A 22580-nucleotide genomic window follows, 5' to 3' on the forward strand; every position below is an offset into this window, starting at 1 on the left:
AAAAGACTTTGTGTAATTTCAAATCTTTTCGATAAGCAAATATCATAATGATTACAAAAGCGATAAAAAAACATACTCCAAATAGTATTTGTCCTTGACTAAACATAATTATAAAAATTTTTAGCAAATTTAGAGATTTGTAAACGATTTGCTGCTAAATTGCCTTTTCATTTCGTTCAATAAATTTTCAGATTTATTAGAAAGTGACTTAAATTAGCCAAAAAAAAGAAAACTACTATATGAAAAAACAACTTGACGCCGTAACCGAATTTCATACTGCTTTTAAAATTGGCCACAGCACAACTCCAATTGCCGATGTAGGAGCAGAGAAGAAATTACTTCGTTACAATTTGATGAAGGAAGAAAATGAAGAATATTACGAAGCGGTTCAAAATAATGATTTGGTTGAAATTGCTGATGCACTTGGAGATATGATGTATATCTTGTGCGGCACAATTATCGAGCACGGACTTCAAGATAAGATTGAAGCCGTTTTTGATGAAATCCAACGCAGTAATATGAGTAAATTGGGAGAAGACGGAAAGCCAATTTACCGCGAAGACGGAAAAGTGATGAAAGGTCCAAATTATTTTAAACCTGATTTTTCTAAATTATTTTAAAAAACAAAACCCGATAAACTTTAATTTATCGGGTTTCTTTTGTAATATGGTTTTGGATTATTGAACTTTAACTGTCCATCCGTAAGTATCTTCAGAAAGTTTATTTTGAAGACTTGTTAATTTCTCTTTTAAGAAAGAAGCATACGAATTCTCGATTGGAGCCATTTCAAAATACTCATCTTTATAAGAGAATCCTTTGATAACGCTAATTACAGCAGCAGTTCCAGCTCCGAAGATTTCTTTCAAAGATCCGTTTTTAGCAGCCTCTACCAATTCAGAAACGATTACTGGGCGAACTTCTACTTTTAATCCTTCTTTTTCAGCCATTGCAATCAAACTTTTTCTAGTAACACCATCTAAAATTCTTTCGCTTGTTGGAGCTGTCAATAAAGTATCATTGATTCTGAAGAAAACGTTCATTGTTCCAGCTTCTTCCAGTTTTGTATGCGTTGCATCATCAGTCCAAATAACTTGTTGGAAACCATCTTTGTTTGCCAAGTTAGTTGGGTAAAACTGAGCAGCGTAGTTTCCGGCAGCTTTTGCAGCTCCGATTCCGCCATTTGCAGCTCTACTGAAATGTTCAGCAATAATAACTTTTACTTCACCTCCGTAATATGCTTTTGCAGGAGAAAGCAAAATCATAAATTTATATTCGTCAGAAGGATTTGCGATAACTCCAGGACCTGTAGCAATCATAAAAGGACGAATGTACATACTAGCTCCGTTTCCTCTCTGAATCCATTCTTGATCAATTTTCAATAATTCATTTAAACCATCCATAAAAATAGATTCTGGAATTTCTGGCATTGCCATACGAACAGCAGAATTATTGAAACGTTTGTAATTTTCATCTGGTCTAAATAGCCAAATGTCATTATTTTCGTCTTTATAAGCTTTCATTCCTTCAAAAATAGCTTGTCCGTAGTGGAAGACTTTTGAAGATGGATCCATCAAAATAGGAGCATAAGGCTTAATGACAGGATTTTGCCATTGCCCGTTTTTAAAATCGCATTCGAATAAATGGTCTGTAAATACAGCACCAAAACTTAAGTTGTCAAAATCTACTTCGTTTATTTTTGTAGAAGTAGCTTTAATGATTTCAATTTTGCTCGTTTGAGTTGTACTCATAATTATGTAAGTTTTTTGTGAGATATTTTTCACTATCAGAAATTCTAAAGTGATGATATCGTGTAAAATGGAATTTATTGAATGCAAAATTACGTAAAAATCTGTAAAATGCTTGGCGAAAATTCATTATTTGCTCGTTTTGACTGAGATTTATTTATCCTATAATAAACTCAAATATTTAATTGATTTTTATAAAGATTTTATGAAAAAAGTATCGTTTTTTAAGGCTTTACGCATTTGTTTTGACTAATTTTGAATATTAAAATGGCTTGAAAATCAATAAAAAGCCATTACTAAATTCTTAAAAAGGTGAAAAGAGAAATAATTAAAACGCTAGATGGTTCAACTACAATTCGTTTGCCAGAATGGGACGAATGCTATCATTCTAAACACGGTGCAATTCAGGAAGCGAAGCATGTTTTTATTAAAAATGGACTTTCATTATTTGATAATCCTATAAGTATATTAGAAATAGGTTTTGGGACTGGTTTGAATGCTTTTATCACGTATTTGGAAGCTATTAGAAAAAATCAGAAAATAGATTATGTCGGAGTAGAAGCGTATCCTGTTGATGCAGATGAAATCTTGCAGATGAATTATGCCGCTGAACTTGAGGCATTGGAATTTGAGAACATTTTTGAGAAAATGCATAAAAGCGAATGGAATGAAAAAGCAGAAATTTGCGATGTGTTCTCGTTAACCAAAAGGAAACAATTTTTTCACGAAATAAACGATTTTGAAATTTTTGATTTGATTTACTTTGACGCCTTCGGGTATAGAGTGCAGCCGGAGCTTTGGAGTACTGAGATCTTTCAGAAAATGTACAATAGTCTAAAACCAAACGGCGTTTTGGTTACATACGCAGCTCGAGGAGTTGTTAAAAGAAGTATGATCGAAGTCGGATTTACAGTAGAAAAATTAACAGGACCTCCAGGAAAAAGAGAAATGTTTCGAGCTTTTAAAAAGGTTTAAATGAATAATTTAGAATAATTCTACATTGATTTATTTGTTTTAAGAAAACGTATTCGTTGCTAAAGTTTTTAAAAAAATAAGTTAAAAGTAATATTTATGTTGGTTATTTGTTTAAATTTGGTTCGAGTTTAAAAAAATAGATAACCCCCGAAAATCTTATTTTATTATGTCAAAAATGATGTTTGATTACACGAAATCAATACTTGAAAGAGTTAGTTTCGATCCGGTACTTTTCTGCAAAGAGTTAGAAAAAGCTATCAAAACACTGTTGCCTTACGAAATGGAACAATTGCAAGAGTGGTTACTGAATTTCGTTGTCGGAAAACCAGAATTAAAACAAAGTCTACAACTAATTAAAGTATAAAAAGAAAAGGAGCCAAATTGGCTCCTTTTTTATTGCGCTTTCTTTTGTAATGGACTGATGATTTGAACATTCTGAAAAACAATTGCGCCTTTTACAACGCCTGCAATTGTAGATCTTAATGCATCAATGATTTGCATCTTTAATTCGCTCTTTGGGTAAATCAAACTTACCTCTCGAGCTGGTTTAGGTTCCTTAAAATTACGAAGTTTCAGTTTATCGGATTCTTTTAAGTCTAAGGTGTGCAAGTACGGAAGTAACGTTGTACCAAGGCCTTCGTCTGCCAATTTAATTAAAGTTTCAAAACTTCCGCTTTGAATCTGGAAATTATTTTGATCGACGTCTGAGACACTTTTACATAAATTCAAAATACCGTCTCTAAAGCAGTGGCCGTCTTGCAAAAGAAGAATTTCATTCAAGTTTAAGTCGGCAACTTCAATCTCTTCTTTCTGAAAACTGGCATGATGCTCAGGAATATAGGCTACAAATGGCTCAAAGTACAATACAATTTCTTTTATTTTTTCGTCTTCAAGCGGAGTTGCCGCAATTGCAGCGTCTAGATGTCCGTTTTTAAGTTTCAAAATAATTTCTTCTGTATTAAGCTCTTCAATTAAGAGTTTTACTTTTGGATATTTTTTAATGAAATTATTTAAGAACATTGGTAGAAGTGTAGGCATAATCGTTGGAATAATTCCTAAACGAAATTCTCCGCCAATAAAACCTTTTTGCTGTTCTACAATATCTTTTATACGATCAGCTTCATTTACGATGTTTTTTGCCTGACTTACAATTTTCTGTCCTATATCAGTAAGCTGAATCGGTTTTTTGCTTCTGTCGAAAATTAAAATATTAAGTTCTTCTTCAATTTTTTGTATTTGCATACTTAAAGTTGGCTGTGTTACGAAGCATTTTTCAGCAGCAAGAGTGAAGTTTTTATGCTCAGCAACCGCTAACACATATTGCAATTGAGTTATAGTCATGTTGATAGTAATTTGTGATGCAAAAATAAGAAAATATAATTTTTATTTATGTTTATTTTAATAAAGTTACTCTAATTTTGTAGTAAATTAGTGTAAAAAATTAAATTATGAAGACAAATATTTTAGGATTACCTGTAAAAGAATCAGAATTGTTAGTAAAAGAACTGAATGTTTTATTGTCAAACTTTCAAGTGTATTACCAAAACTTGAGAGGAATTCACTGGAATATTCGCGGAAAGCGCTTCTTTGATTTACATGTAAAATTTGAAGAGTTATATACAGATGCACAATTAAAAATAGATATGATCGCAGAAAGAGTACTAACAATAGGAGGAACGCCTTTGCATACTTTTGAAGATTATATTAAAAACAATAAATTGACGGTTGGGAAAAACATTTCTAACGATGAAAAAGCAGTTCAATTGATTGTTCACTCTTTATCAGATTTGTTAAAAATTGAAAGAGAAATATTGAACAAATCTGGTGAAATTAATGATGAAGGTACCAATTCTATGATGAGTGACTTCATTGCTGAGCAGGAAAAAACAATTTGGATGATGAATGCTTGGTTAGAAGAATCATTATAAAACATTGGTTTTTAATAAAATAGAAGCAGAATGGAATGAAAATTGCATTCTGCTTTTTTGTTTATGTTAAATTTCTATAAAAATCTCTTTGATTTTATTTGTTTAACGCTATTTTTGCTTTGATGAAATTTATAGCTCGCATATTATTATTCATATTCATTGCCTTCTTATCGACCCCAACAATTGTTCAGGCGTTAAAGAAAGGGAATAATACGGCTATATCTTTTAGCATTACTGAAGAAGAAGTGCATAAAGAACTTAAAAATATAGTTCATCCTACTATTCTTGAGCATGAAGTTTTGATTCCGGTTTACATCGAGAAAAAAACTATTATTTCTGAAAACATTGTCAAACTTGACAATATCTCTCCGAGCATATTTGCTCCACCGCCAAACGTAGCATAATACTTCCGATTATTTTGATCTTTATCCGCATTTCTATTGAGATGTGGTAAATCTTTAATGAATAATTTTTTTAGTATTATATTATGACAAAAAAAATCAATCTTTTTGCCAACCTTAAATCTGATTTTGCTTCAGGTTTAGTGGTTTTCTTGGTGGCTCTTCCGTTGTGTTTAGGTATTGCAATGGCTTCTGGAGCGCCATTATTTTCTGGAATTATCGCTGGTGTTGTGGGTGGTATCGTTGTAGGATATTTAAGCCAGTCACATTTTAGTGTATCAGGTCCAGCTGCTGGGTTAACAGCTATCATTTTAACCGCTATTACCGATTTAGGTGCGTTCAATGTATTTTTAATGTCTGTTTTTATTGCTGGATTAATTCAATTAGCATTAGGATTTTTAAAAGCTGGAAGTATATCGAACTATTTCCCGACAAACGTAATTGAGGGAATGTTAGCGGGTATCGGAATTATTATCATCTTAAAGCAAATACCACACGCTTTTGGTTATGACGCAGATTTCGAAGGAGATCAAGCTTTTGTTCAAAATGATGGAAGTAATTCATTTTCATTTTTGTTTGATGTTTTAAATCATATTCACTTAGGAGCTGTTGTGGTTTCAGCAGTTTCATTGGTAATTTTATTGGCTTGGGATAAAGTTCCTTTCTTAAAAAGAATCAAACTTGTTCCAGGAGCTTTGGTTGCTGTTATTGCTGGAGTAGTTTTAAACGAAATATTTGTATCTACAGGAAGCACTTTGGCAATTGCGAAAGAACATTTGGTTTCTTTGCCAGTTCCAAAATCTTTTGAAGACTTTAAATCAATTATAATTACGCCAGACTTCACTGCTGTTACAAATCCGCAAGTTTGGGTGGTTGCTATTACAATTGCCATTGTCGCTTCTATTGAAACTCTTTTATGTATAGAGGCTTCAGATAGAATGGATGTGCAAAAACGTTATACTGATACCAATGTTGAACTTAAAGCTCAGGGAATCGGAAACGTAGTTAGCGCACTTTTAGGAGGACTTCCTATGACATCTGTTGTGGTGCGTTCGTCTGCGAACAACAATGCAGGCGCAAAATCTAAAATGTCAACTATTATTCACGGTATACTTTTATTAATAAGTGTATTATCTATACCGGCAATTCTAAACAAAATTCCATTGGCAACATTGGCTACCGTTTTGATTTTGGTCGGATATAAATTAGCAAAACCAGCAACCTTTATGCATTTCTGGGAAAAGGGGAAATACCAGTTTGTACCTTTCATCGCAACTTTGGTCTTTGTTGTTGCAACAGATTTGCTAAAAGGTGTTGCGTTGGGAATTATCATAAGTATCATTTTTGTTTTGAGAGGAAATTTAAAAAGAGCTTATATCTTTAAGAAAGAAGAATATGAGGATGGAGATATCATTCATATCGATTTAGCTCAGGAAGTTTCGTTCTTGAATAAAGCTGCCATTAAGCAAACTTTAAATGAAATTCCAGAAAACTCAAAAGTAATTATCAATGCTCATGATACCGAGTATATTGCTCATGATGTATTAGATTTGATTCGTGAGTTTAAAGAAACCAGAGCAGTTGATGAAAACATCAAAGTGAAGCTTAAAGGGTTTAAAGAAGCGTACGAATTGGAAAATACGCCAGAAAACAGTAATCACGTTACGATTGAACATTATTATGATGTGGCAAAAAGAGAACTAGTTAAAAGAGAAGTTGTTAGAGAAGAATAATTAAATTTAGGTGTTTTTAAGACCAGAGAAATGTCAAAATTTAGGTAACTTTACATCAAGTTCATTTTTTGAGGCTATAAAAACTTAGAAATTACCACACAAAAAAATAAAAAAATGAGAAAATTTTATGAGCAGTTATTAGAAAATAATAAGAAGTGGGTTGAAACTTCATTGGCAAAAGACCCTAACTATTTTGCTGATTTGGCAAAAGGACAGCAGCCACCATTATTATGGATTGGATGTTCTGACAGCCGTGTTCCTGCAAACGAAATTGTTGGTGCAAAACCAGGTGAAGTTTTTGTACACAGAAACATTGCCAATATGGTTGTACACTCTGATATGAATATGCTAAGTGTATTAGATTATGCAGTTAACGTTTTGAAAATTAAGCATATTATCGTGTGCGGACATTATGGATGCGGTGGTGTAAAGGCAGCAATGGGACATCAGTCTGTTGGTATTATCGATAACTGGTTACGTCATATTAAAGATGAATACCGTCTTCATGATAAATATTTAAACTCAATTGAGAACGAAGAAGAGCGTTTTAATGCTTTTGTTGAAATCAATGCAAAAGAGCAGGTTTATAACTTAGCAAAAACATCAATTGTTCAAAATGCTTGGAAAAACGGACAAGATTTAATGGTTCACGGATGGGTTTACGGTTTAAATTCAGGTTTTGTAACCGATTTGAATGTAACTATTAGCTCAAACGAAGAACTAGATTCAGTTTATCAATTAGATCTTTAATAGATAAGATAGAAATAAAAAATCGCCCTCAAAAAGGGCGATTTTTTTTATTCGTTTTCGTCTAAATTCTCATTAAATGCTGATGGAAGCATTGTTGGAATAAACTTGATTAATATCGGTAATAGTAAACTTCCTCCTGGAAGTAAGAATATTGTCAGCGAGGGAATGGTTTTACAAATGTCCAAAAGCTGTTTTTTTACTTTTTTCTTTTCCTTTGCATCCAAATCTCTTGTTGTAGAATAGGCAAGTAGAACCATTAATTCTTTGCTTTGAACAATTTCCTTAATTAATCTGTTTTTATTTCTAATAATAAGTTTAACAACGCTGTGCGTCATTTGGTCATAAAAATGCTTAACAGGATTTGAATAGTTGAAGTACGGAATCTTCTTTTTATGCGTAGTGATAAAAGTATTGGTTGTGTCCATGCTTTTAGTCACAAAATCATCTGGAACTCCCATTGTTGATCCTAAAGCATATAAGAAATACGATTCTTCATTTTCTACCACACCATCACTCCACAATGCCATTCCAGCCATGTCAATTAGGTAATATTGCTCCAATCTGTTTTTAAAGTATTCAAGATTCAAAGTTTCTAAAGTTTCAACCGTAACTTTTGAAAATTTTGAATAACGGATTGAAGCTTCAAAAAGTTTGATCAACAAATCGTCGTGTTGTGATTTTACTGTTTTGGTTTTCAAAGCCAAACCAACAATTCCAAGAACCGTTTCTTCAATTCTTTTTAAATATTTTTCAGGAATTTCTCCGTGCTCTAAATATTGTCTGAAAGCCAAAACATCGATAAACAAAAGCGCATTGGTTACTAAATGCGAAAAGTTTTTACTGATAATACTGTCATTGGTTTGAACTCTCTGATCAATAATATTTTCCAGAGATAGAGAAGGAGTATCTTTAGGCAATAAAATTTTAAACAAATTAAATCCCTCCGGATTCATTTGTTTGTAAAACGTTAAAACTTCAGAAATAAAATTTTTAGGTTCCGAATTTCTTTTCTCTAAACAAAAAACATGATAGAGCGTATTAAGTAAAGCTACTTTTGAAATTTCGGTTTTAAACCAGCCTTTTATCGGAATTGGAACTTGTGAATCTATAGCAATAATATGGCCATAAATAAACCCTGTTTCTCTTACTTTATAGTAAAACGAATCTACAGTTTCAAAAGGAATAGCTTCTGAAAACTTCTGTTCACTAAAAAACTTATCGATCCAGCCTGGTGCAGATGGGTTAATCATTGACTTTATTTTGCTGATGCAAAGCTATGTCTTTTTCTTGTTTTAGGATTCATTTTAAAATGAAATAACCGCTAGATTTTGTTAAAAATAGCGGTTATTGAAGTTTTTCTTATTTAATGATTCCTGCGCAAGCAACTCTTCCTCCTGCATTTCCAGTTGGCTGAGTCGTAAAGTCGTCTGTTCCTGCATGTACGATTAAGCCTTTTCCAAGAACATCTTTGTTAGAATCTCCACATCCAACGCACCATTCGTCAGTAGTTAAAGTGATAGATCCGTTACCTTTTGCATCAGCGGTAAAGTTTCCGATATCACCTGCATGGTATTCTCCAAGTCCCCATTTTCCGTGTTTTTTGAACTTTGGATTCCAGTGTCCTCCAGCAGAACTTCCGTCTGCAGAACTGCAATCTGCTTTTTCATGAATGTGAATTGCGTGAACTCCTGGCTCTAATCCTGTGATTTTTGCTGTAAAAGTTACTTTGCCATTTTTTTCAACAAAAGTAGCAGTTCCAGCTACTTTACTATTGCTTTTAGGCTCTAATGCAACAGTCAGAGTTTTAGCATCATTTGATTTATTATTTGTTTTACAGCCAATGATTAAGGCTGTAATTATAGCGAAAGAAACAATTAGTTTTTTCATATCTACGGGCATTTTTAATTAAAGATTAAGTAAATTTAACATAAAATAACGGAATTGATTAACTCTAAAAGTTAAAAAAAAGTCAAACTATACGTTATAATTTGATATTGATTGAGTTAAAAACCGAAAATATTGTTTAAATTCGTATAGGTTTTTAACGAATAATTTCTGAAAACCATTTATCTAATTCGCTCACATTTAATCCTTAATGTTATGATGAAAAAGATTTTTACCCTCGTTTTTTTTAGTTCGTTTTTAATTTCTTGTAAATGCGCAAAAACAGATGCAGTTTCAAAACTTGATGGAACATGGGAATTGAATTATATTTCTGGTCCGCGAATTGCTTTTGAAGGATTGTATCCAAATAAGAAGCCATCCATAAATTTTGATACCAAAGCAAATCAGGTTTCTGGTAATGCGAGCTGTAATACATATTCAGGAAAATTGGCTATTGATGGCAACAAAATCGATTTTACTCAGCCAATGGCAGTAACCAAAATGATGTGTTTGGACGGATTGCAAGGTGAACAAACTTATTTGAGTACGCTTCAAAAAATAACTTCTTATGATATAACAGATGATGGTAAGACTTTAAACTTTATTTCTGGGGATATTGGCATGATGCGCTTCACTAAAAAATGATGTTATGAAAACTACAATGTCTATTTTGATGTTTTTGCTGAGTATTGCAAGTTTTTCGGTTTCTGCGCAAGAAAAAACAAAAAAAGAACTGAAACAAGAAAGAGAGCTAAAGAAACAAAACGAAATTAAAGCACTTATAGATAGTCAAAATTTTGTTTTTGAAGCTCAGAAAGCAACGCCTCAAGGCGGGAGATTAATTCAGCTGGACTATAATACTTATTTTTTAAAATTTAAAACTGACAGTACAACTTGTGATCTGCCTTTTTTCGGACGTGGGTATAATGTTGGATATAATGGCGATGGCGGAATTAAATTTGAAGGCAAACCTGAGAATGTCAAAGTTGAAACTAAAAAAAATAATACTATTCTAAAAGCGACTGTAAGAGGAAAGAGTGATGTTTATGACTTAATGTTCTCTATCTTTTATAACGGAAGCACAACACTTTCTGTGAGTAGTAATAATAGAGGTCCGATTAGTTATGATGGAATAATATATGCTCCTAAGACAGCAGAGAAACAATGATATAATTCAATACAAAACTTGTCACAAATTCGTCTGAATATATGGTAAGAATCTCTTTTTGGTTATTAAAGTGGCAGTTTTCGGTTTTGGTTTTCTTTTTTGGTCTGTTCACCTCATTTGGTCAGGATTTGGAACCTCGAGCGTATGCAAATGTTCCTAAAGGCTTAAATGTTATCGCTGCAGGTTATGTTTTTATGAATGGAAATGTGCTTACAGATCCTTCTTTACCCATAAAAGATTTTACACTTCAAAGCCACAATGTGGCTGTAAATTATATCAAAACTTTTGGATTGGCAGATAAATTGGCTCGTATACAGGTTGGACTGCCTTTTACTTTTATGGATGGATCTGCGGTAATCAGTGATCAGCTGGTTACTGGCTCAAGAACTGGTTTTGCAGATATGAAAGTTCGTTTTGGGATTAATTTGCTAGGTTCTCCTGCATTGGATAAATCTGAATTTAGAAGTTTTGAGCAAAAAACAATTCTTGGGGTCAGTTTGGTTACTTCAATCCCAACAGGAAGATATTATGGCGATAAACAAGTAAACATTGGAACAAACCGCTGGGCTTTTAAGCCAGAAATAGGGGTGTCGAAACGATTTGCTCATGTTTATGCAGAGGCCTATGGCGGTGTGTGGTTTTATACGGATAATAATGATTATCTAGGAAGAAAATTAGAGCAAAAACCAACCTACAGTCTTCAGGGACATGCAAGCTATTATTTTAAAAACCAAATGTGGGTTGGCTTCAATACGACTTGGTTTTTTGGAGGTCGAACTATTACTGATGGAGTTTCAGATGATAGCCAGATTGATAACTGGCGTGTAGGAGGAACTTTTTCTACTCCAATTGCAAAAGGACAGTCCATCAGATTTCAATATCATGTAGGGGCCTATACTAACAACGGACTAAATTATTATGCGCTTTCAGCAGTTTATCAATATTCATTTTTTTAGAAATTGAATTGAGTTTAACGTGTTTAAAATCAGTATATTTGAGTATGCATATATTTTTAAAAACAAATTTAAAATTAAAATTATGAAAAAATTAGGACTTATTCTTATCATGGCGGCGGCCTCGTTTTCATCTTATGCGCAGTCTTCTTATAAAGAAGATTTAGAAGTTGTACAAAGTGTTTATGGAAAATCTAAAGCCGATCTGGTAAAGCAGTACATGAATTTGTCAGATGCGCAAGCGGCAGCTTTCACTAAAGTTTATGATGACTATGAAACTTCGCGCAAAGCTTTAGGACAGACAAAATTTCAATTGATAAATGATTATGCGGCAAATTATGAAACTCTAACAGATGCAAAAGCGGATCAATTGGCCAAAGCTACATTGAAAAATCATATTGATTACGAGAAATTGTATTCTAAAACTTATAACCAGGCAAAAAAAGCAATTGGTTCTATAAATGCAGCAAAATTTATTCAGCTTGAAGTTTATCTTCAGACTATAATTAGAAGCGAAATTTTAGAAGCAATTCCGTTTATTGGTGAAATGGATAAAAATAAGACTAAAACGATGTAAAATATTCGTCTAAAAAAAAACGGGAATCAATTTGATTCCCGTTTTTTTTTATTTTTCAGTTTTAACTTTGTAAATCTCGTTTACCATTCCGTCACGGAAACTATCAAGAGTAAGTTCCCAGAACATAATTCCACCTAATTTTTTTGCTTTTGCATATTCAGCTTTAGCTTTGATAGATTTTAAATCATCTGATGTAGCAAAAGTTTTGGTTGATGCATTGTACCAATATGGTGCTTGAGCTTTTTCATCATAAAAATATTTCCAGCCGTTTGCTTCTGTGTATGTTGTAGCATAGTTTTTAAAGTCAACACCTTGAAAATGTTCTCCAGCTTGGTACAATCCGTTATTGATGTTTTCCACGTTTTTCCATTGTCTGGTATAAAATGCACCTCCAATTACCAATTTTTCAGCAGGAACACCTGCTTTTAATAAAAACTCAACAGCTCTGTCTGTAGATTCTTCTTTCGGATTTGTGCTATATAATGGCGTATGGTGCCCTGTAACTTTTGAATATCCATTTACTAAATCGTAACTCATGATATTAATGCGGTTTACAAATGGAGCAACAGCTTTCCAATCTATAGATTCATCCAAGCATTTCTGGAAACCTCCTGCGGCAAAGCTTAATTCATATTTTTTACCTAAAGTGGAACGTAGTATTTTGATTAGTTCTGTAAAATTAGGTTTGTCGGCAGCTTGGTATAAATGCCCTGGAAGTCCTTCAATTGATGGATATTCCCAATCTAAGTCTAGACCGTCAATTTTAAAATAATCGCTAACTTCTTTTACAGATTTTGCAAATTTTAAGCGCCCTTCAGCAGTTGAGAATGCTTCTGAACAAGGTTCGCAGCCTCCCCATCCTCCAAGAGATACAATAATTTTCAATTGTGGATTTTTCGCTTTAAGCGAAACTAAATGCTTAATTGTAATGGAATCTTTAGCAGAATCAACACTTAGTTTACCATCTTTTAAATGGCAAAAACTAAAAATAATTTGGTTTAGTTTTTCAACTTCATATTTATCAATAAGTTGAGAATCGCCCGTATAATAGGCAATAATGTCCATTTTCTTATTTTTCTGTGCAAAGGCAGCAGTAAAGCAAAAGCACAATAAAAATGATGCAATTAGGTTAATTTGTTTCATTATTTTGTTTTTTATAGTTTTTAGAACGTTAAATATACTGTAATACATTTGATGTTTAACTATTCTGTATAAGTCTTAAAGCTAATTTTAACAAATATTTTGCAAATAACTGCAAAAATATTGCGTCGTGTAAGAAATATCTTTTGCTGAGAGTATAACAAAAAATAAACCCGCGCAGTTTCGGACTTGCGCGGGTTTATAACAAATTAAAAGCTAAAAACTATTTTGAAATTAGAAGCAGTATGTGTTTTCTGCTACTAATTTTGTTGCAATTTTTTCTCTAAGTGCCACAACATTTGGCAGGTTAGTATATTTAGTGAAACGTTTAAGTCCCATTAACATCATACGTTGTTCGTCACCTTCAGCAAAAGAAGCAATTCCTTCTTTTCCTCTTAAGTTTACAATATCAACCGCTTTGTATAAGTATAATTTTGCCATAGCAATTTGCTCCTGAACTTTGTCTTCGCCTTGAGCTTTTGCTAATTTTTCAGTTCTCAAAATAGTACTTTCAGCCATGTAGATTTCGATTAAGATATCAGCAGCAGCCATTAATAACTGTTGATGAGAATCTAATTCTGGTCCGTATTTTTGAACAGCGCTTCCAGCAACCATTAAGAAAACCTTTTTCAAGTTAGCTACGATTACTTTTTCTTCAGAGAATAATTCAGAGTAGTCTGGAGTATCAAAAGATGGAATTCCCATTAATTCTTCCTGAACTTTCATTGCTGGTCCAAGTAAATCAACGTGTCCTTTCATTGCTTTTTTGATTAGCATCCCTACAGAAAGCATTCTGTTGATTTCGTTTGTACCTTCATAGATACGAGCGATACGAGCATCTCTCCAAGCACTTTCCATCGGAGTATCTTCAGAGAATCCCATTCCACCAAAAACCTGAATACCTTCGTCAGAACAGTTTTGAACGTCTTCAGAAACCGCTACTTTCAAGATAGAACACTCGATTGCATATTCTTCAACACCTTTCAACTCTGCTTCTTGATGAGAAGTTCCTTCTGCTTCACGAGCAGCGATTCTGTCTTCGATATCTTTTGCAGCACGGTAAGAAGCACTTTCTCCAGCGTAAGCATTAGTTGCCATTTCAGCTAATTTAGAACGGATAGCTCCAAAAGATGAAATAGAAGTGTTGAACTGAATTCTTTCGTTAGCATATTTTACAGCTCCAGAAGTAACTCTTCTTTGAGCATCTAAACAAGCAGCAGCCAATTTAATACGACCAACGTTCAAAGCGTTCATTGCGATCTTGAAACCGTTTCCTCTTTCAGACAACATGTTTTCAACTGGAACTTTTGTTTCGTTGAAGAAAACCTGACGAGTAGAAGAAGCACGGATTCCTAATTTATGCTCTTCTTCATTCATAGAAATTCCGTTTGAAGGATCATTTTCTACAATGAAACCTGTAATGTTTTTATCATCTCCAATACGAGCAAAAACGATGAATAAGCTGCAGAAACCTGCATTCGAAATCCACATTTTTTGCCCTGTAATTAGATAATGAGTTCCGTCTTCAGATAAAACAGCTTTTGTTTTTCCTGAGTTTGCATCAGATCCTGCACCTGGCTCAGTTAAGCAATAAGCTCCAAACCATTCTCCAGAAGCCAATTTCGGAACGTATTTTTTCTTTTGTTCTTCAGTACCATAAAGTGTAATTGGCATAGTTCCAATTCCAGTATGAGCACCAAAAGCAGTTGAGAAAGAACCTGTTGCTCCAGAAATGTAGTCGCAAACTAACATTGTAGAAACAAATCCCATTCCTAATCCGCCGTATTCTTCTGGAACTGCAACTCCAAGAAGTCCAAGTTCTCCAGCCTTACGCATAGAAGCTTCTGTATAAGCGTAATCTTTTTTCTCAAAACGATCTTTATGCGCCCATAATTCTTTGTCAACGAACTCTTTTACAGAGTCACGCATCATTAACTGCTCTTCAGAGAAATCTTCTGGTGTGAAGATATCCTCGCATTTTGTTTCTTTTACTAGGAATTGACCTCCTCTTGTTTTGTCGCTCATGACTTTTTTGTTTTTTAGATTGATAAGATGAAAAGAGGCAAGAAGCAAGAAGAAAGATTAATTTAACTTGCTTATAAAGCCTGAAGTCATCCTTTGAAATTCAATTATTTTGTTTTCTAATTTTTCTGTTTTTTCTTTTGTTAAATAGTCGTTTTGACAAGCTATCAACAATTGTGTCTGTAATTCAAATGACGAGCCTAAACTAATATTCAAATAATGTTGAAAGTGTTTATTCCCTCTGTTAGAGCCTTCAGCAATATTAGAAGGCATTGAAACAGAACATCGATTCATTTGATTTGACAAACTATAGGTTTCTGATTTTGGAAAAGTAGATGTTAGTTTATAGATATCATTTGTAATTTCCATAGCTAAAATCCAAATTTTCAAATTCTTGAAATTGTGTTTCATGTTTTTTGAGGCAAGATAAGAAGAAAAATTAAATGTAGGTTTTTTACTACTTTTTAAAAATCCATTTCAGACTAACTTTTCATCCCAAACAGAAAGTCTTTCCTCTTGCTTCTTTCCTCTAAAAAGTCTTATAAAACCTCGTAGATCCCAGCGCTTCCTTGCCCAGTTCCCACACACATAGAAACGATTCCGTATTTGTTACCTCTGCGTTTCATCTCATCAAATAACTGAACAGAAAGTTTAGCTCCTGTACATCCTAGAGGGTGTCCTAAAGAGATTGCTCCACCGTTTACGTTTACGATTTCTGGGTTAATGTTTAATTCGCGAGTAACGGCTAAAGCTTGTGAAGCAAAAGCCTCGTTTAACTCAATTAATTCGATATCGTTTAATGTTAGTCCAGCTTGTTTTAATGCTTTCGGAATTGCTTTTACAGGACCAATACCCATGATTCTTGGTTCAACACCAGAAGAAGCAAAGTTTACTAGACGTGCGATCGGCTCAAGGTTTAACTCTTTTACCATTTCTTCGCTCATGATTAAAACGAAAGCAGCACCGTCGCTCATTTGAGAGGAGTTTCCAGCTGTTACACTTCCGTCAGCAGCAAAAACGGGTCTTAAACCTGCTAAAGCTTCTTTAGAAGTTCCTGCTCTTGGTCCTTCGTCTTTATTTACAACGTATGATTTTGTTTCTTTTTTACCATTTTCATTGATGAAAGTCTGCTCAACAGTAATAGGAACGATTTGTTTGTCAAATTTTCCTTCTGCTTGCGCTTTCAATGCTTTCATGTGAGAGTTGTATGCAAACTCATCCTGATCTTCTCTTGAGATTTTATATTGGTTCGCCACCGCTTCAGCAGTTAAACCCATTCCCCAGTAATAATCTTCGTGACCAGCAGCAGCAACTTTATAATCTGGGGTTGGTTTGTAACCTCCCATTGGAATATAACTCATACTTTCTGCACCACCGGCAATGATACAATCTGCCATTCCTGATTGGATTTTAGCAGTAGCCATTCCGATAGTTTCTAATCCAGATGCGCAATAACGGTTTACTGTAACCCCAGGAACATCTTCCACTTTTAATCCCATTAAAGAGATCAAACGTCCAACGTTAAGACCTTGTTCTGCTTCCGGCATGGCATTTCCTACCATAACGTCGTCGATACGTTTTTTGTCGAAATTTGGCAGCTCTTCCATCATAAACTGAATGGTTTCTGCAGCTAATTCATCAGGTCTTTTGAATCTAAAAACACCTTTTGGAGCTTTTCCAACTGCTGTTCTATATGCTTTTACTATATATGCTGTTTTCATTTGTTTTTGTTTTTTAAGATTGGTAGAAGAAAGATGCAAGAAGCAAGATTTCAAAACAGAGTTTTGTCTTTTCTCTTGCTTCTTTCTTCTTTTATCTATTTTTCTAGTTACGAAGCGGTTTTCCTTTAGTCAACATGTATTGAATTCTCTCTAAAGTCTTACGCTCTGTACATAAACTCAAGAAAGCTTCACGTTCGATATCTAATAAATATTGTTCAGATACTAAAGTTGCTTCAGATAAATCACCACCAGCCATTACATAAGCCAGTTTGTTGGCGATTTTCTTATCGTGCTCAGAAATGTATTTTCCAGCTTGCATTTGATCTGTTCCAACTAAGAACATACCTAAAGCTTGTTTTCCTAGAACTTTAATATCATTTCTTCTGATTGGTTGTGTATAACCAGCTTCAGCCATTAACAACGCATGTTTTTTAGCTTCAGCGATCTGACGATCTTTGTTTACTACGATAATGTCTTTTCCATGTTGAAGAAGTCCAGTATCAAAAGCTTCATAACCAGAAGTCGAAACTTTAGCCATTGCGATTGTCAAGAAATACTCTTGAAGAACATTTAATTCCACATCATTTTTACGGAATAAATCAGATGCTCTTAAAGTCATTTCTTTAGATCCACCACCACCAGGGATAACTCCAACACCGAATTCAACTAATCCCATGTAAGTTTCGGCAGCAGCAACTACTTTATCAGCGTGTAAGCTCATTTCGCATCCACCGCCAAAAGTCATTCCGTGAGGCGCTACTACAACTGGAATTGAAGAATAACGAACACGCATCATCGTATCTTGAAACAATTTAATTGCCATATTCAATTCGTCGTATTCTTGCTCAACTGCCATCATGAAAATCATTCCGATATTAGCTCCAACAGAGAAATTCGCTGCTTGATTTCCAATAACTAAACCTTGGTGTTCTTTTTCTGCTAATTCAATTGCTTTATTGATTGCCGAAAGAACGTCACCGCCAATAGTATTCATTTTAGATTGGAATTCTAAATTCAAAATTCCGTCTCCTAAATCCTGAATAATTGCGCCACTGTTGCTCCAAACTTTTTTGCTTTCGCGAATGTTGTTTAGAATAATGAATGAATCTTGTCCAGGAACTTTTTCTTGTGATTTTGTTGGAATGTTGTAGAAATAAGTAGCGCCTTCTTTTACAGTATAAAAACTTTTGCTTCCAGAAGCCAACATTTCGTTTACCCATGCAGCAGGCTCTAAACCTTCTGCTTTCATGATTTCAATTCCTTTTTCAACACCAATAGCATCCCAGATTTCGAATGGACCATTTTCCCATCCAAAACCAGCTTTCATGGCGTCGTCAATTTTGTAGAATTCGTCTGTGATTTCAGGAACTCTGTTAGAAACGTAAGCAAACATTCCAGCGAAACTCTTACGGTAGAATTCTCCCGCTTTGTCTGTTCCTTTCACTAAAACTTTAAAACGATTGATCGGTTTATCGATAGTTTTAGTTAATTCTAAAGTTGCAAAATTTGCTTTTTTTGCAGCTCTATATTCTAATGTATCTAAGTCTAAAGAAAGAATATCTTTATCGACTTTTTTGTAGAAACCTTGTCCAGTTTTACTTCCTAACCAATTGTTCTCCATCATTTTGTTGATGAAATCCGGAAGTTTAAACAATTCGTGTTGTTCGTCGTTCGGGCAGTTTTCGTAAATACCATTGGCAACGTGTACCAAAGTATCCAAACCAACAACGTCAACTGTACGGAAAGTAGCCGATTTTGGACGACCGATTACCGGACCAGTCAATTTATCAACTTCTTCAATCGTTAATCCCATTTCTTTTACTAAATGGAATAAACTTTGGATTCCGTAAATCCCAATTCTGTTTCCAATAAACGCCGGAGTATCTTTAGCAACAACCGAAGTTTTTCCTAAGAATTTAGATCCGTAATCGTTTAAGAAATCCAATACTTCAGTAGAAGTTTTTGGACCAGGAATAATTTCAAATAATTTTAAGTAACGCGCAGGGTTAAAAAAGTGAGTTCCGCAGAAATGCTGTTGAAAATCTTCGCTTCTTCCTTCACTCATAAAGTGAATTGGAATACCCGAAGTGTTTGAAGTAACTAAAGTTCCCGGTTTACGGAATTTGTCGATTTGTTCAAAAACTAATTTCTTAATGTCTAAACGCTCAACAACAACCTCGATAATCCAGTCAACATTAGCAATTTTTGCCATATCATCTGTAGTATTTCCAGTAGTGATTCGGCTTGCGAATTTCTGACTGTAAATAGGAGATGGTTTCGATTTTAATGAATTCGCCAAATGTTCGTTTACCACACGGTTGCGAACGGCTTTACTTTCAAGTGTTAATCCTTTTTTAGCTTCAGCTTCGGTCAGTTCACGCGGTACAATGTCCAGAAGTAAAACTTCGACACCAATGTTAGCAAAATGACAAGCTATACCTGAACCCATAATTCCGGATCCAATTACAGCAACTTTTTTAATTGTGCGTTTCATACTTGTTATTATTTGTTTGTAGGAGGAAAAGAATATTATTCTTTTTCTGTGTTTTCTGTTTGATTAAATATGTTTTTATCATGAATCAGTTCGTTGATGATTTCAGAAACTTCGATAAAATGATTCAGTTTTTCTTCTGAGACATGCTTTCTAACGGTTTCATTAAACTTTAGAACTGTATTTTTAGATAAATCTCTTTTTTCTTTGCCAAACTCGGTCAGATAGATCAAAACGCCTCTTCCGTCGCTTGGATTTTTTTTGCGAACAATCAAACCTTTTTCTTCCATAGATTTTAAGGTTCTTGTTAAGCTGGTGGCTTCCATTCCCATTCTTGGGCCAAGAGCCGTTGACGGAGTTCCTTCTTCCTTGTCCATACTTAAAAGAGCAAATCCTGTTGCCATTGTTGCATCGTATTTAGCAGCTTCTTCATTATACATTCTTGAAACAGCTTGCCATGTTGCTCTCAAAATATAATCTATCGTTTTGTCTTTCATAGGTAACTATATCGATTTCAAATATAATTAAAAAATACTATGCATGCATATAATTTTTTAATAATTTTTTGGTTAGTTATAAAATATCCCTGATTTAGAGGGTTTTGGTTGTTTATTTTAAGTGTAATATACTATTCTTTTTTTAGATTTTAACATTTTTAATGGTGTAAAAATCCTTTTTTAGTTTTTAAAACGCATTTAATTCTGTATTCTGTAAAAAATTATGCATTTATTTCAGTTGGTTTTTCTGAATCGTAGCGTGAAATAGCATCCTGAAGTATCTTTTTCATGCGATTTCTCAGACCTTCTGGCCTTAAAATTTCAAGACAGCTTCCAAAACCTAATAAAAGCCTTTCCATTTCGTAATTTGGTATTACATATATATGTATAATAACACTTCCGTCTTCATTTTCTTTAATTAGGCGTTGAGAAGTATGCAAAGGTTTGGTAATCACATAAGGCGCATTCGAAGCATCGACCCATAATTCAATTCGTCTTGCATTCAATCCGGAATTTACTGTAACACCAATTACATCCTTATAATATAGGTCAGCATCAAAATCTTCTTCTAAATAAGGATGATTAAAATCGTAATCAATAGAAATGATTCTGTCCAAAGCTAAATTGGTAATAGGTTGTGACGCTTTTTTCTTTCCAATCAAAAACCAACGGTTATTGAATTCCTTCAATATAAAAGGATGAAAATGGAATTTTGTTTCTTCGGCAGATTTAAAAGATTTATAAGTAATAATGAGCACCATTTTTTTGATAATTGCCTGATATATTTCGTCCAGATAATGCAGTCCTTTTAGTTTTTCATTTTTATCCAGATAAATTACAGGTTTGGTATGCGATTTCTCAGCATAGATTTTATCTTCCAAACGTTGTAAAATATCTGATACATCATTAAATAGAGAGAAATCTTTAAATTGTTTCAGCATCGAAACCGTTTCTGTCAAAACATTCATATCAGTTTCCGTAAGTGGAATATCGGTTATCGAAAAATCGTCGTCTTCATATTTATAATACTTTTTGTCGTAAACCACGATTGGTGCATTATAACCGAGTTTTTCACTTCGCATTAATTGAATATCCATCTGAATGGTTCGTTTGCTGATTGGGTTCTGGCGACCTTCGTATTCAAATAAAGCTTCAGAACATTCTTCGATTAAATCTTCGAGTGTCCATTGCCTGTATTTATTTTGAAGGCATTTATCGATTGTTTTGTACCGAATTAAGGCGTTTTTGTTTTGTGACATTGGTTGCGTTGTTTAAACGTAGAGACGCAATTCATTGCGTCTAAACATTGTGGATATTCGTTTTGGATATTCGTTTTGGATATTCGTTTTGGATATTCTTTGTAGATATTCTTTGTAGATATTCGTTTTGGAAAATCATTGGCTGTGCGTTCTAACACATTGTGGATATATTCGTTGTGTAGACGCAATGAATTGCGTCTCTACGTTAATAATGAAATCTCTTTTTCTATATTAATTCTTGCTTTTTCTTCATATAAATTCCTAAATTCATTGGTTTGAAAAATAAATTCATTCTCCAAAAAATGCTTCAACGCTTTCGCGCGTCCGGGTTTGTAGAGAAAATCAGGATAAATGCGATACTCTTTTCTAATTTGGTCAAAATAGATTTGATAATCTTCCCAATCTTTAGCGAGGATTTTCAAATCAAAATCGATTAACCAGTTAATGTCTTCAATTGCATTTTGCTGATGTTGCTGTGTGGCGCAGATCGCATCAAAAACTAATTGTTTATTTAGGGTGCTATTTTCAGGTAAAATTGACAAAGCATATTCGGAGCTTTTGAGTTCGTTATCTTTCTTGGAAGCAGAATACACAAAATCATGATAGAAAATCGAAAATAATATTTCGTCAGGATTTTGAAGTTTGTCTTTATAAATTTCAAAGCTCTCAATCATTTCTTTTAAATGTGTGAGATTATGATAATGCCTTGATTTTTTGGAATATGCCTTTTCTAAATCCAGCCAGTTCTGCTGAATTTCATTTGCTGAAAAGCCAATATTCGAAAGTAATTCAGAATAAATTTCTTTTAAATTCATCTTGTTTTTTACTCAAATTTAAAATTCTTTTTTTACTGCGCAAAATAATTGCGTAGTGGTTTTGAAATCTTTGCTCAAGAAATAAAACAAATAGTATTTTTTAAAAACGGAACAAAAATTCCACTGCGCAAAATAATTGCGCACTAGTTTTAAAATCTTTGTTCAGAAATAAAAACAAACGTTCATAGAAATAAAAAAAAGAATAAAACAGGTCAAGTTTGAGTTACTTCGAAACACTTTCCACGTACACACTTACACCATTACCTTTTTATTTTTCAATCATAATTGGGGCAGTAGCTCAGTGGTAGAGCAGGTAGTTTTGAAATTATCAATCAAAGGTCAATCAAAATTTACTTCTTACACTTTTAATGTCCGTGTCGTGGGTTCGAATCCCACCTGCTCCACAATTAATGGTCAATTAAAACTTACTTCTTTAGGTTCGACTCCTAACTTCCGAAAGGAGGTTGCTGGTTATTAAGTTTTAAAATTATCATTAATAAAAACCGAGGGTCAAGATTAAC

At 33.7% G+C, this 22580-nt stretch carries 23 protein-coding genes and 1 tRNA gene; 12 read left to right on the forward strand and 12 right to left on the reverse strand.

Going from position 1 to position 22580, the window contains the following annotated elements:
* The first annotated feature begins 239 nt into the window (after window positions 1-239).
* Entirely contained in the window at window positions 240-620 is a 381-nt protein-coding gene (locus NU08_RS01710) for a nucleoside triphosphate pyrophosphohydrolase family protein (protein WP_129745541.1), read from the forward strand.
* 57 nt (window positions 621-677) lie between these two features.
* Here NU08_RS01710 and NU08_RS01715 read toward each other — a convergent pair whose 3' ends face one another.
* On the reverse strand, window positions 678-1748 hold the full coding sequence (locus tag NU08_RS01715; RefSeq protein ID WP_111426438.1) for a branched-chain amino acid aminotransferase: 1071 nt from the start codon (window positions 1746-1748) through the stop codon (window positions 678-680).
* A gap of 309 nt (window positions 1749-2057) precedes the next feature.
* Between NU08_RS01715 and mnmD the strand changes: the two genes are divergently transcribed.
* On the forward strand, window positions 2058-2720 hold the full coding sequence (gene mnmD / locus NU08_RS01720) for a tRNA (5-methylaminomethyl-2-thiouridine)(34)-methyltransferase MnmD (RefSeq protein ID WP_129745543.1): 663 nt from the start codon (window positions 2058-2060) through the stop codon (window positions 2718-2720).
* 166 nt (window positions 2721-2886) lie between these two features.
* Entirely contained in the window at window positions 2887-3084 is a 198-nt protein-coding gene (locus NU08_RS01725) for a hypothetical protein (RefSeq protein ID WP_008468486.1), read from the forward strand.
* 29 nt (window positions 3085-3113) lie between these two features.
* On the opposite strand, the gene NU08_RS01730 is transcribed toward NU08_RS01725, so the two are convergent.
* A complete protein-coding gene (locus tag NU08_RS01730; RefSeq protein ID WP_129745545.1) occupies window positions 3114-4061 on the reverse strand; it encodes a LysR substrate-binding domain-containing protein in 948 nt (315 codons plus the stop codon).
* A gap of 107 nt (window positions 4062-4168) precedes the next feature.
* Here NU08_RS01730 and NU08_RS01735 point away from each other — a divergent pair, with 107 nt between their 5' ends.
* The 4 genes from NU08_RS01735 (at window position 4169) to can (ending at window position 7532) form a co-directional block, all read left to right on the forward strand.
* On the forward strand, window positions 4169-4648 hold the full coding sequence (locus NU08_RS01735; RefSeq protein ID WP_129745547.1) for a Dps family protein: 480 nt from the start codon (window positions 4169-4171) through the stop codon (window positions 4646-4648).
* 122 nt (window positions 4649-4770) lie between these two features.
* Window positions 4771-5052, forward strand: a complete 282-nt coding sequence (locus NU08_RS01740) for a hypothetical protein (protein WP_242502472.1) — start codon at window positions 4771-4773, stop codon at window positions 5050-5052.
* An 83-nt stretch (window positions 5053-5135) separates the two neighbouring features.
* On the forward strand, window positions 5136-6782 hold the full coding sequence (locus tag NU08_RS01745) for a SulP family inorganic anion transporter (protein WP_129745553.1): 1647 nt from the start codon (window positions 5136-5138) through the stop codon (window positions 6780-6782).
* A gap of 114 nt (window positions 6783-6896) precedes the next feature.
* On the forward strand, window positions 6897-7532 hold the full coding sequence (gene can, locus NU08_RS01750; protein WP_109194404.1) for a carbonate dehydratase: 636 nt from the start codon (window positions 6897-6899) through the stop codon (window positions 7530-7532).
* Between the two features lie 47 nt (window positions 7533-7579).
* Here can and NU08_RS01755 read toward each other — a convergent pair whose 3' ends face one another.
* Together NU08_RS01755 and NU08_RS01760 are read right to left on the reverse strand one after the other, a co-directional pair.
* Window positions 7580-8782: an LETM1-related biofilm-associated protein gene (locus NU08_RS01755; protein WP_129745555.1), complete on the reverse strand. Its 1203-nt coding sequence runs from the start codon at window positions 8780-8782 to the stop codon at window positions 7580-7582.
* 109 nt (window positions 8783-8891) lie between these two features.
* A complete protein-coding gene (locus tag NU08_RS01760) occupies window positions 8892-9419 on the reverse strand; it encodes a superoxide dismutase family protein (protein ID WP_129745557.1) in 528 nt (175 codons plus the stop codon).
* Between the two features lie 213 nt (window positions 9420-9632).
* Here NU08_RS01760 and NU08_RS01765 point away from each other — a divergent pair, with 213 nt between their 5' ends.
* From NU08_RS01765 to NU08_RS01780, 4 genes are all read left to right on the forward strand, one after another.
* Window positions 9633-10061: an META domain-containing protein gene (locus tag NU08_RS01765; RefSeq protein WP_129745559.1), complete on the forward strand. Its 429-nt coding sequence runs from the start codon at window positions 9633-9635 to the stop codon at window positions 10059-10061.
* A gap of 4 nt (window positions 10062-10065) precedes the next feature.
* Window positions 10066-10584, forward strand: a complete 519-nt coding sequence (locus tag NU08_RS01770; protein ID WP_129745561.1) for a DUF4251 domain-containing protein — start codon at window positions 10066-10068, stop codon at window positions 10582-10584.
* A gap of 41 nt (window positions 10585-10625) precedes the next feature.
* Window positions 10626-11540, forward strand: coding sequence for a transporter (locus NU08_RS01775; protein WP_129745563.1), 915 nt, complete (start codon window positions 10626-10628; stop codon window positions 11538-11540).
* 82 nt (window positions 11541-11622) lie between these two features.
* Window positions 11623-12114, forward strand: coding sequence for a hypothetical protein (locus tag NU08_RS01780; protein ID WP_129745565.1), 492 nt, complete (start codon window positions 11623-11625; stop codon window positions 12112-12114).
* Window positions 12115-12162: 48 nt separating this feature from the next.
* Here the strand turns inward: NU08_RS01780 and NU08_RS01785 are convergent, their stop codons facing one another.
* From NU08_RS01785 to NU08_RS01820, 8 genes are all read right to left on the reverse strand, one after another.
* Window positions 12163-13257: a glycoside hydrolase family 18 protein gene (locus tag NU08_RS01785; RefSeq protein WP_129745567.1), complete on the reverse strand. Its 1095-nt coding sequence runs from the start codon at window positions 13255-13257 to the stop codon at window positions 12163-12165.
* A 231-nt stretch (window positions 13258-13488) separates the two neighbouring features.
* Complete coding sequence (locus tag NU08_RS01790) at window positions 13489-15279, reverse strand: acyl-CoA dehydrogenase family protein (RefSeq protein ID WP_129745569.1); 1791 nt, start codon at window positions 15277-15279, stop codon at window positions 13489-13491.
* 57 nt (window positions 15280-15336) lie between these two features.
* Window positions 15337-15687 (reverse strand): four helix bundle protein, encoded by a 351-nt coding sequence (locus NU08_RS01795; protein ID WP_129745571.1) that lies wholly within the window; start codon window positions 15685-15687, stop codon window positions 15337-15339.
* A 128-nt stretch (window positions 15688-15815) separates the two neighbouring features.
* Window positions 15816-16997, reverse strand: a complete 1182-nt coding sequence (locus NU08_RS01800) for a thiolase family protein (RefSeq protein WP_129745573.1) — start codon at window positions 16995-16997, stop codon at window positions 15816-15818.
* 103 nt (window positions 16998-17100) lie between these two features.
* Window positions 17101-19491 (reverse strand): 3-hydroxyacyl-CoA dehydrogenase/enoyl-CoA hydratase family protein, encoded by a 2391-nt coding sequence (locus tag NU08_RS01805; RefSeq protein ID WP_129745575.1) that lies wholly within the window; start codon window positions 19489-19491, stop codon window positions 17101-17103.
* Window positions 19492-19526: 35 nt separating this feature from the next.
* A complete protein-coding gene (locus NU08_RS01810; RefSeq protein ID WP_073416662.1) occupies window positions 19527-19985 on the reverse strand; it encodes a MarR family winged helix-turn-helix transcriptional regulator in 459 nt (152 codons plus the stop codon).
* 221 nt (window positions 19986-20206) lie between these two features.
* Window positions 20207-21244, reverse strand: coding sequence for a helix-turn-helix transcriptional regulator (locus NU08_RS01815; RefSeq protein ID WP_129745577.1), 1038 nt, complete (start codon window positions 21242-21244; stop codon window positions 20207-20209).
* Window positions 21245-21444: 200 nt separating this feature from the next.
* The gene (locus NU08_RS01820) at window positions 21445-22059 is read right to left on the reverse strand and encodes a hypothetical protein (RefSeq protein WP_129745579.1); all 615 of its coding nucleotides are present in this window, start codon (window positions 22057-22059) and stop codon (window positions 21445-21447) included.
* A gap of 287 nt (window positions 22060-22346) precedes the next feature.
* Here NU08_RS01820 and NU08_RS22200 point away from each other — a divergent pair.
* Window positions 22347-22463 (forward strand) — tRNA-OTHER (locus NU08_RS22200).
* Window positions 22464-22580: the final 117 nt, after the last annotated feature.

The sequence above is a fragment of the Flavobacterium anhuiense genome (genome assembly GCF_004151235.1).
Classification (GTDB): Bacteria; Bacteroidota; Bacteroidia; order Flavobacteriales; family Flavobacteriaceae; genus Flavobacterium; species Flavobacterium anhuiense_A.

What these genes read in the sequence shown, in the direction of transcription:
- NU08_RS01710 (WP_129745541.1), top strand. Translation starts at nt 240, where the DNA reads ATGAAAAAACAACTTGACGCCGTAACCGAATTTCATACTGCTTTTAAA.
- NU08_RS01715 (WP_111426438.1), bottom strand. Translation starts at nt 1,748, where the DNA reads ATGAGTACAACTCAAACGAGCAAAATTGAAATCATTAAAGCTACTTCT.
- NU08_RS01725 (WP_008468486.1), top strand. Translation starts at nt 2,887, where the DNA reads ATGTCAAAAATGATGTTTGATTACACGAAATCAATACTTGAAAGAGTT.
- NU08_RS01730 (WP_129745545.1), bottom strand. Translation starts at nt 4,061, where the DNA reads ATGACTATAACTCAATTGCAATATGTGTTAGCGGTTGCTGAGCATAAA.
- NU08_RS01735 (WP_129745547.1), top strand. Translation starts at nt 4,169, where the DNA reads ATGAAGACAAATATTTTAGGATTACCTGTAAAAGAATCAGAATTGTTA.
- NU08_RS01740 (WP_242502472.1), top strand. Translation starts at nt 4,771, where the DNA reads ATGAAATTTATAGCTCGCATATTATTATTCATATTCATTGCCTTCTTA.
- NU08_RS01745 (WP_129745553.1), top strand. Translation starts at nt 5,136, where the DNA reads ATGACAAAAAAAATCAATCTTTTTGCCAACCTTAAATCTGATTTTGCT.
- can (WP_109194404.1), top strand. Translation starts at nt 6,897, where the DNA reads ATGAGAAAATTTTATGAGCAGTTATTAGAAAATAATAAGAAGTGGGTT.
- NU08_RS01755 (WP_129745555.1), bottom strand. Translation starts at nt 8,782, where the DNA reads ATGATTAACCCATCTGCACCAGGCTGGATCGATAAGTTTTTTAGTGAA.
- NU08_RS01760 (WP_129745557.1), bottom strand. Translation starts at nt 9,419, where the DNA reads ATGAAAAAACTAATTGTTTCTTTCGCTATAATTACAGCCTTAATCATT.
- NU08_RS01765 (WP_129745559.1), top strand. Translation starts at nt 9,633, where the DNA reads ATGATGAAAAAGATTTTTACCCTCGTTTTTTTTAGTTCGTTTTTAATT.
- NU08_RS01770 (WP_129745561.1), top strand. Translation starts at nt 10,066, where the DNA reads ATGAAAACTACAATGTCTATTTTGATGTTTTTGCTGAGTATTGCAAGT.
- NU08_RS01775 (WP_129745563.1), top strand. Translation starts at nt 10,626, where the DNA reads ATGGTAAGAATCTCTTTTTGGTTATTAAAGTGGCAGTTTTCGGTTTTG.
- NU08_RS01780 (WP_129745565.1), top strand. Translation starts at nt 11,623, where the DNA reads ATGAAAAAATTAGGACTTATTCTTATCATGGCGGCGGCCTCGTTTTCA.
- NU08_RS01785 (WP_129745567.1), bottom strand. Translation starts at nt 13,257, where the DNA reads ATGAAACAAATTAACCTAATTGCATCATTTTTATTGTGCTTTTGCTTT.
- NU08_RS01790 (WP_129745569.1), bottom strand. Translation starts at nt 15,279, where the DNA reads ATGAGCGACAAAACAAGAGGAGGTCAATTCCTAGTAAAAGAAACAAAA.
- NU08_RS01795 (WP_129745571.1), bottom strand. Translation starts at nt 15,687, where the DNA reads ATGAAACACAATTTCAAGAATTTGAAAATTTGGATTTTAGCTATGGAA.
- NU08_RS01800 (WP_129745573.1), bottom strand. Translation starts at nt 16,997, where the DNA reads ATGAAAACAGCATATATAGTAAAAGCATATAGAACAGCAGTTGGAAAA.
- NU08_RS01805 (WP_129745575.1), bottom strand. Translation starts at nt 19,491, where the DNA reads ATGAAACGCACAATTAAAAAAGTTGCTGTAATTGGATCCGGAATTATG.
- NU08_RS01810 (WP_073416662.1), bottom strand. Translation starts at nt 19,985, where the DNA reads ATGAAAGACAAAACGATAGATTATATTTTGAGAGCAACATGGCAAGCT.
- NU08_RS01815 (WP_129745577.1), bottom strand. Translation starts at nt 21,244, where the DNA reads ATGTCACAAAACAAAAACGCCTTAATTCGGTACAAAACAATCGATAAA.
- NU08_RS01820 (WP_129745579.1), bottom strand. Translation starts at nt 22,059, where the DNA reads ATGAATTTAAAAGAAATTTATTCTGAATTACTTTCGAATATTGGCTTT.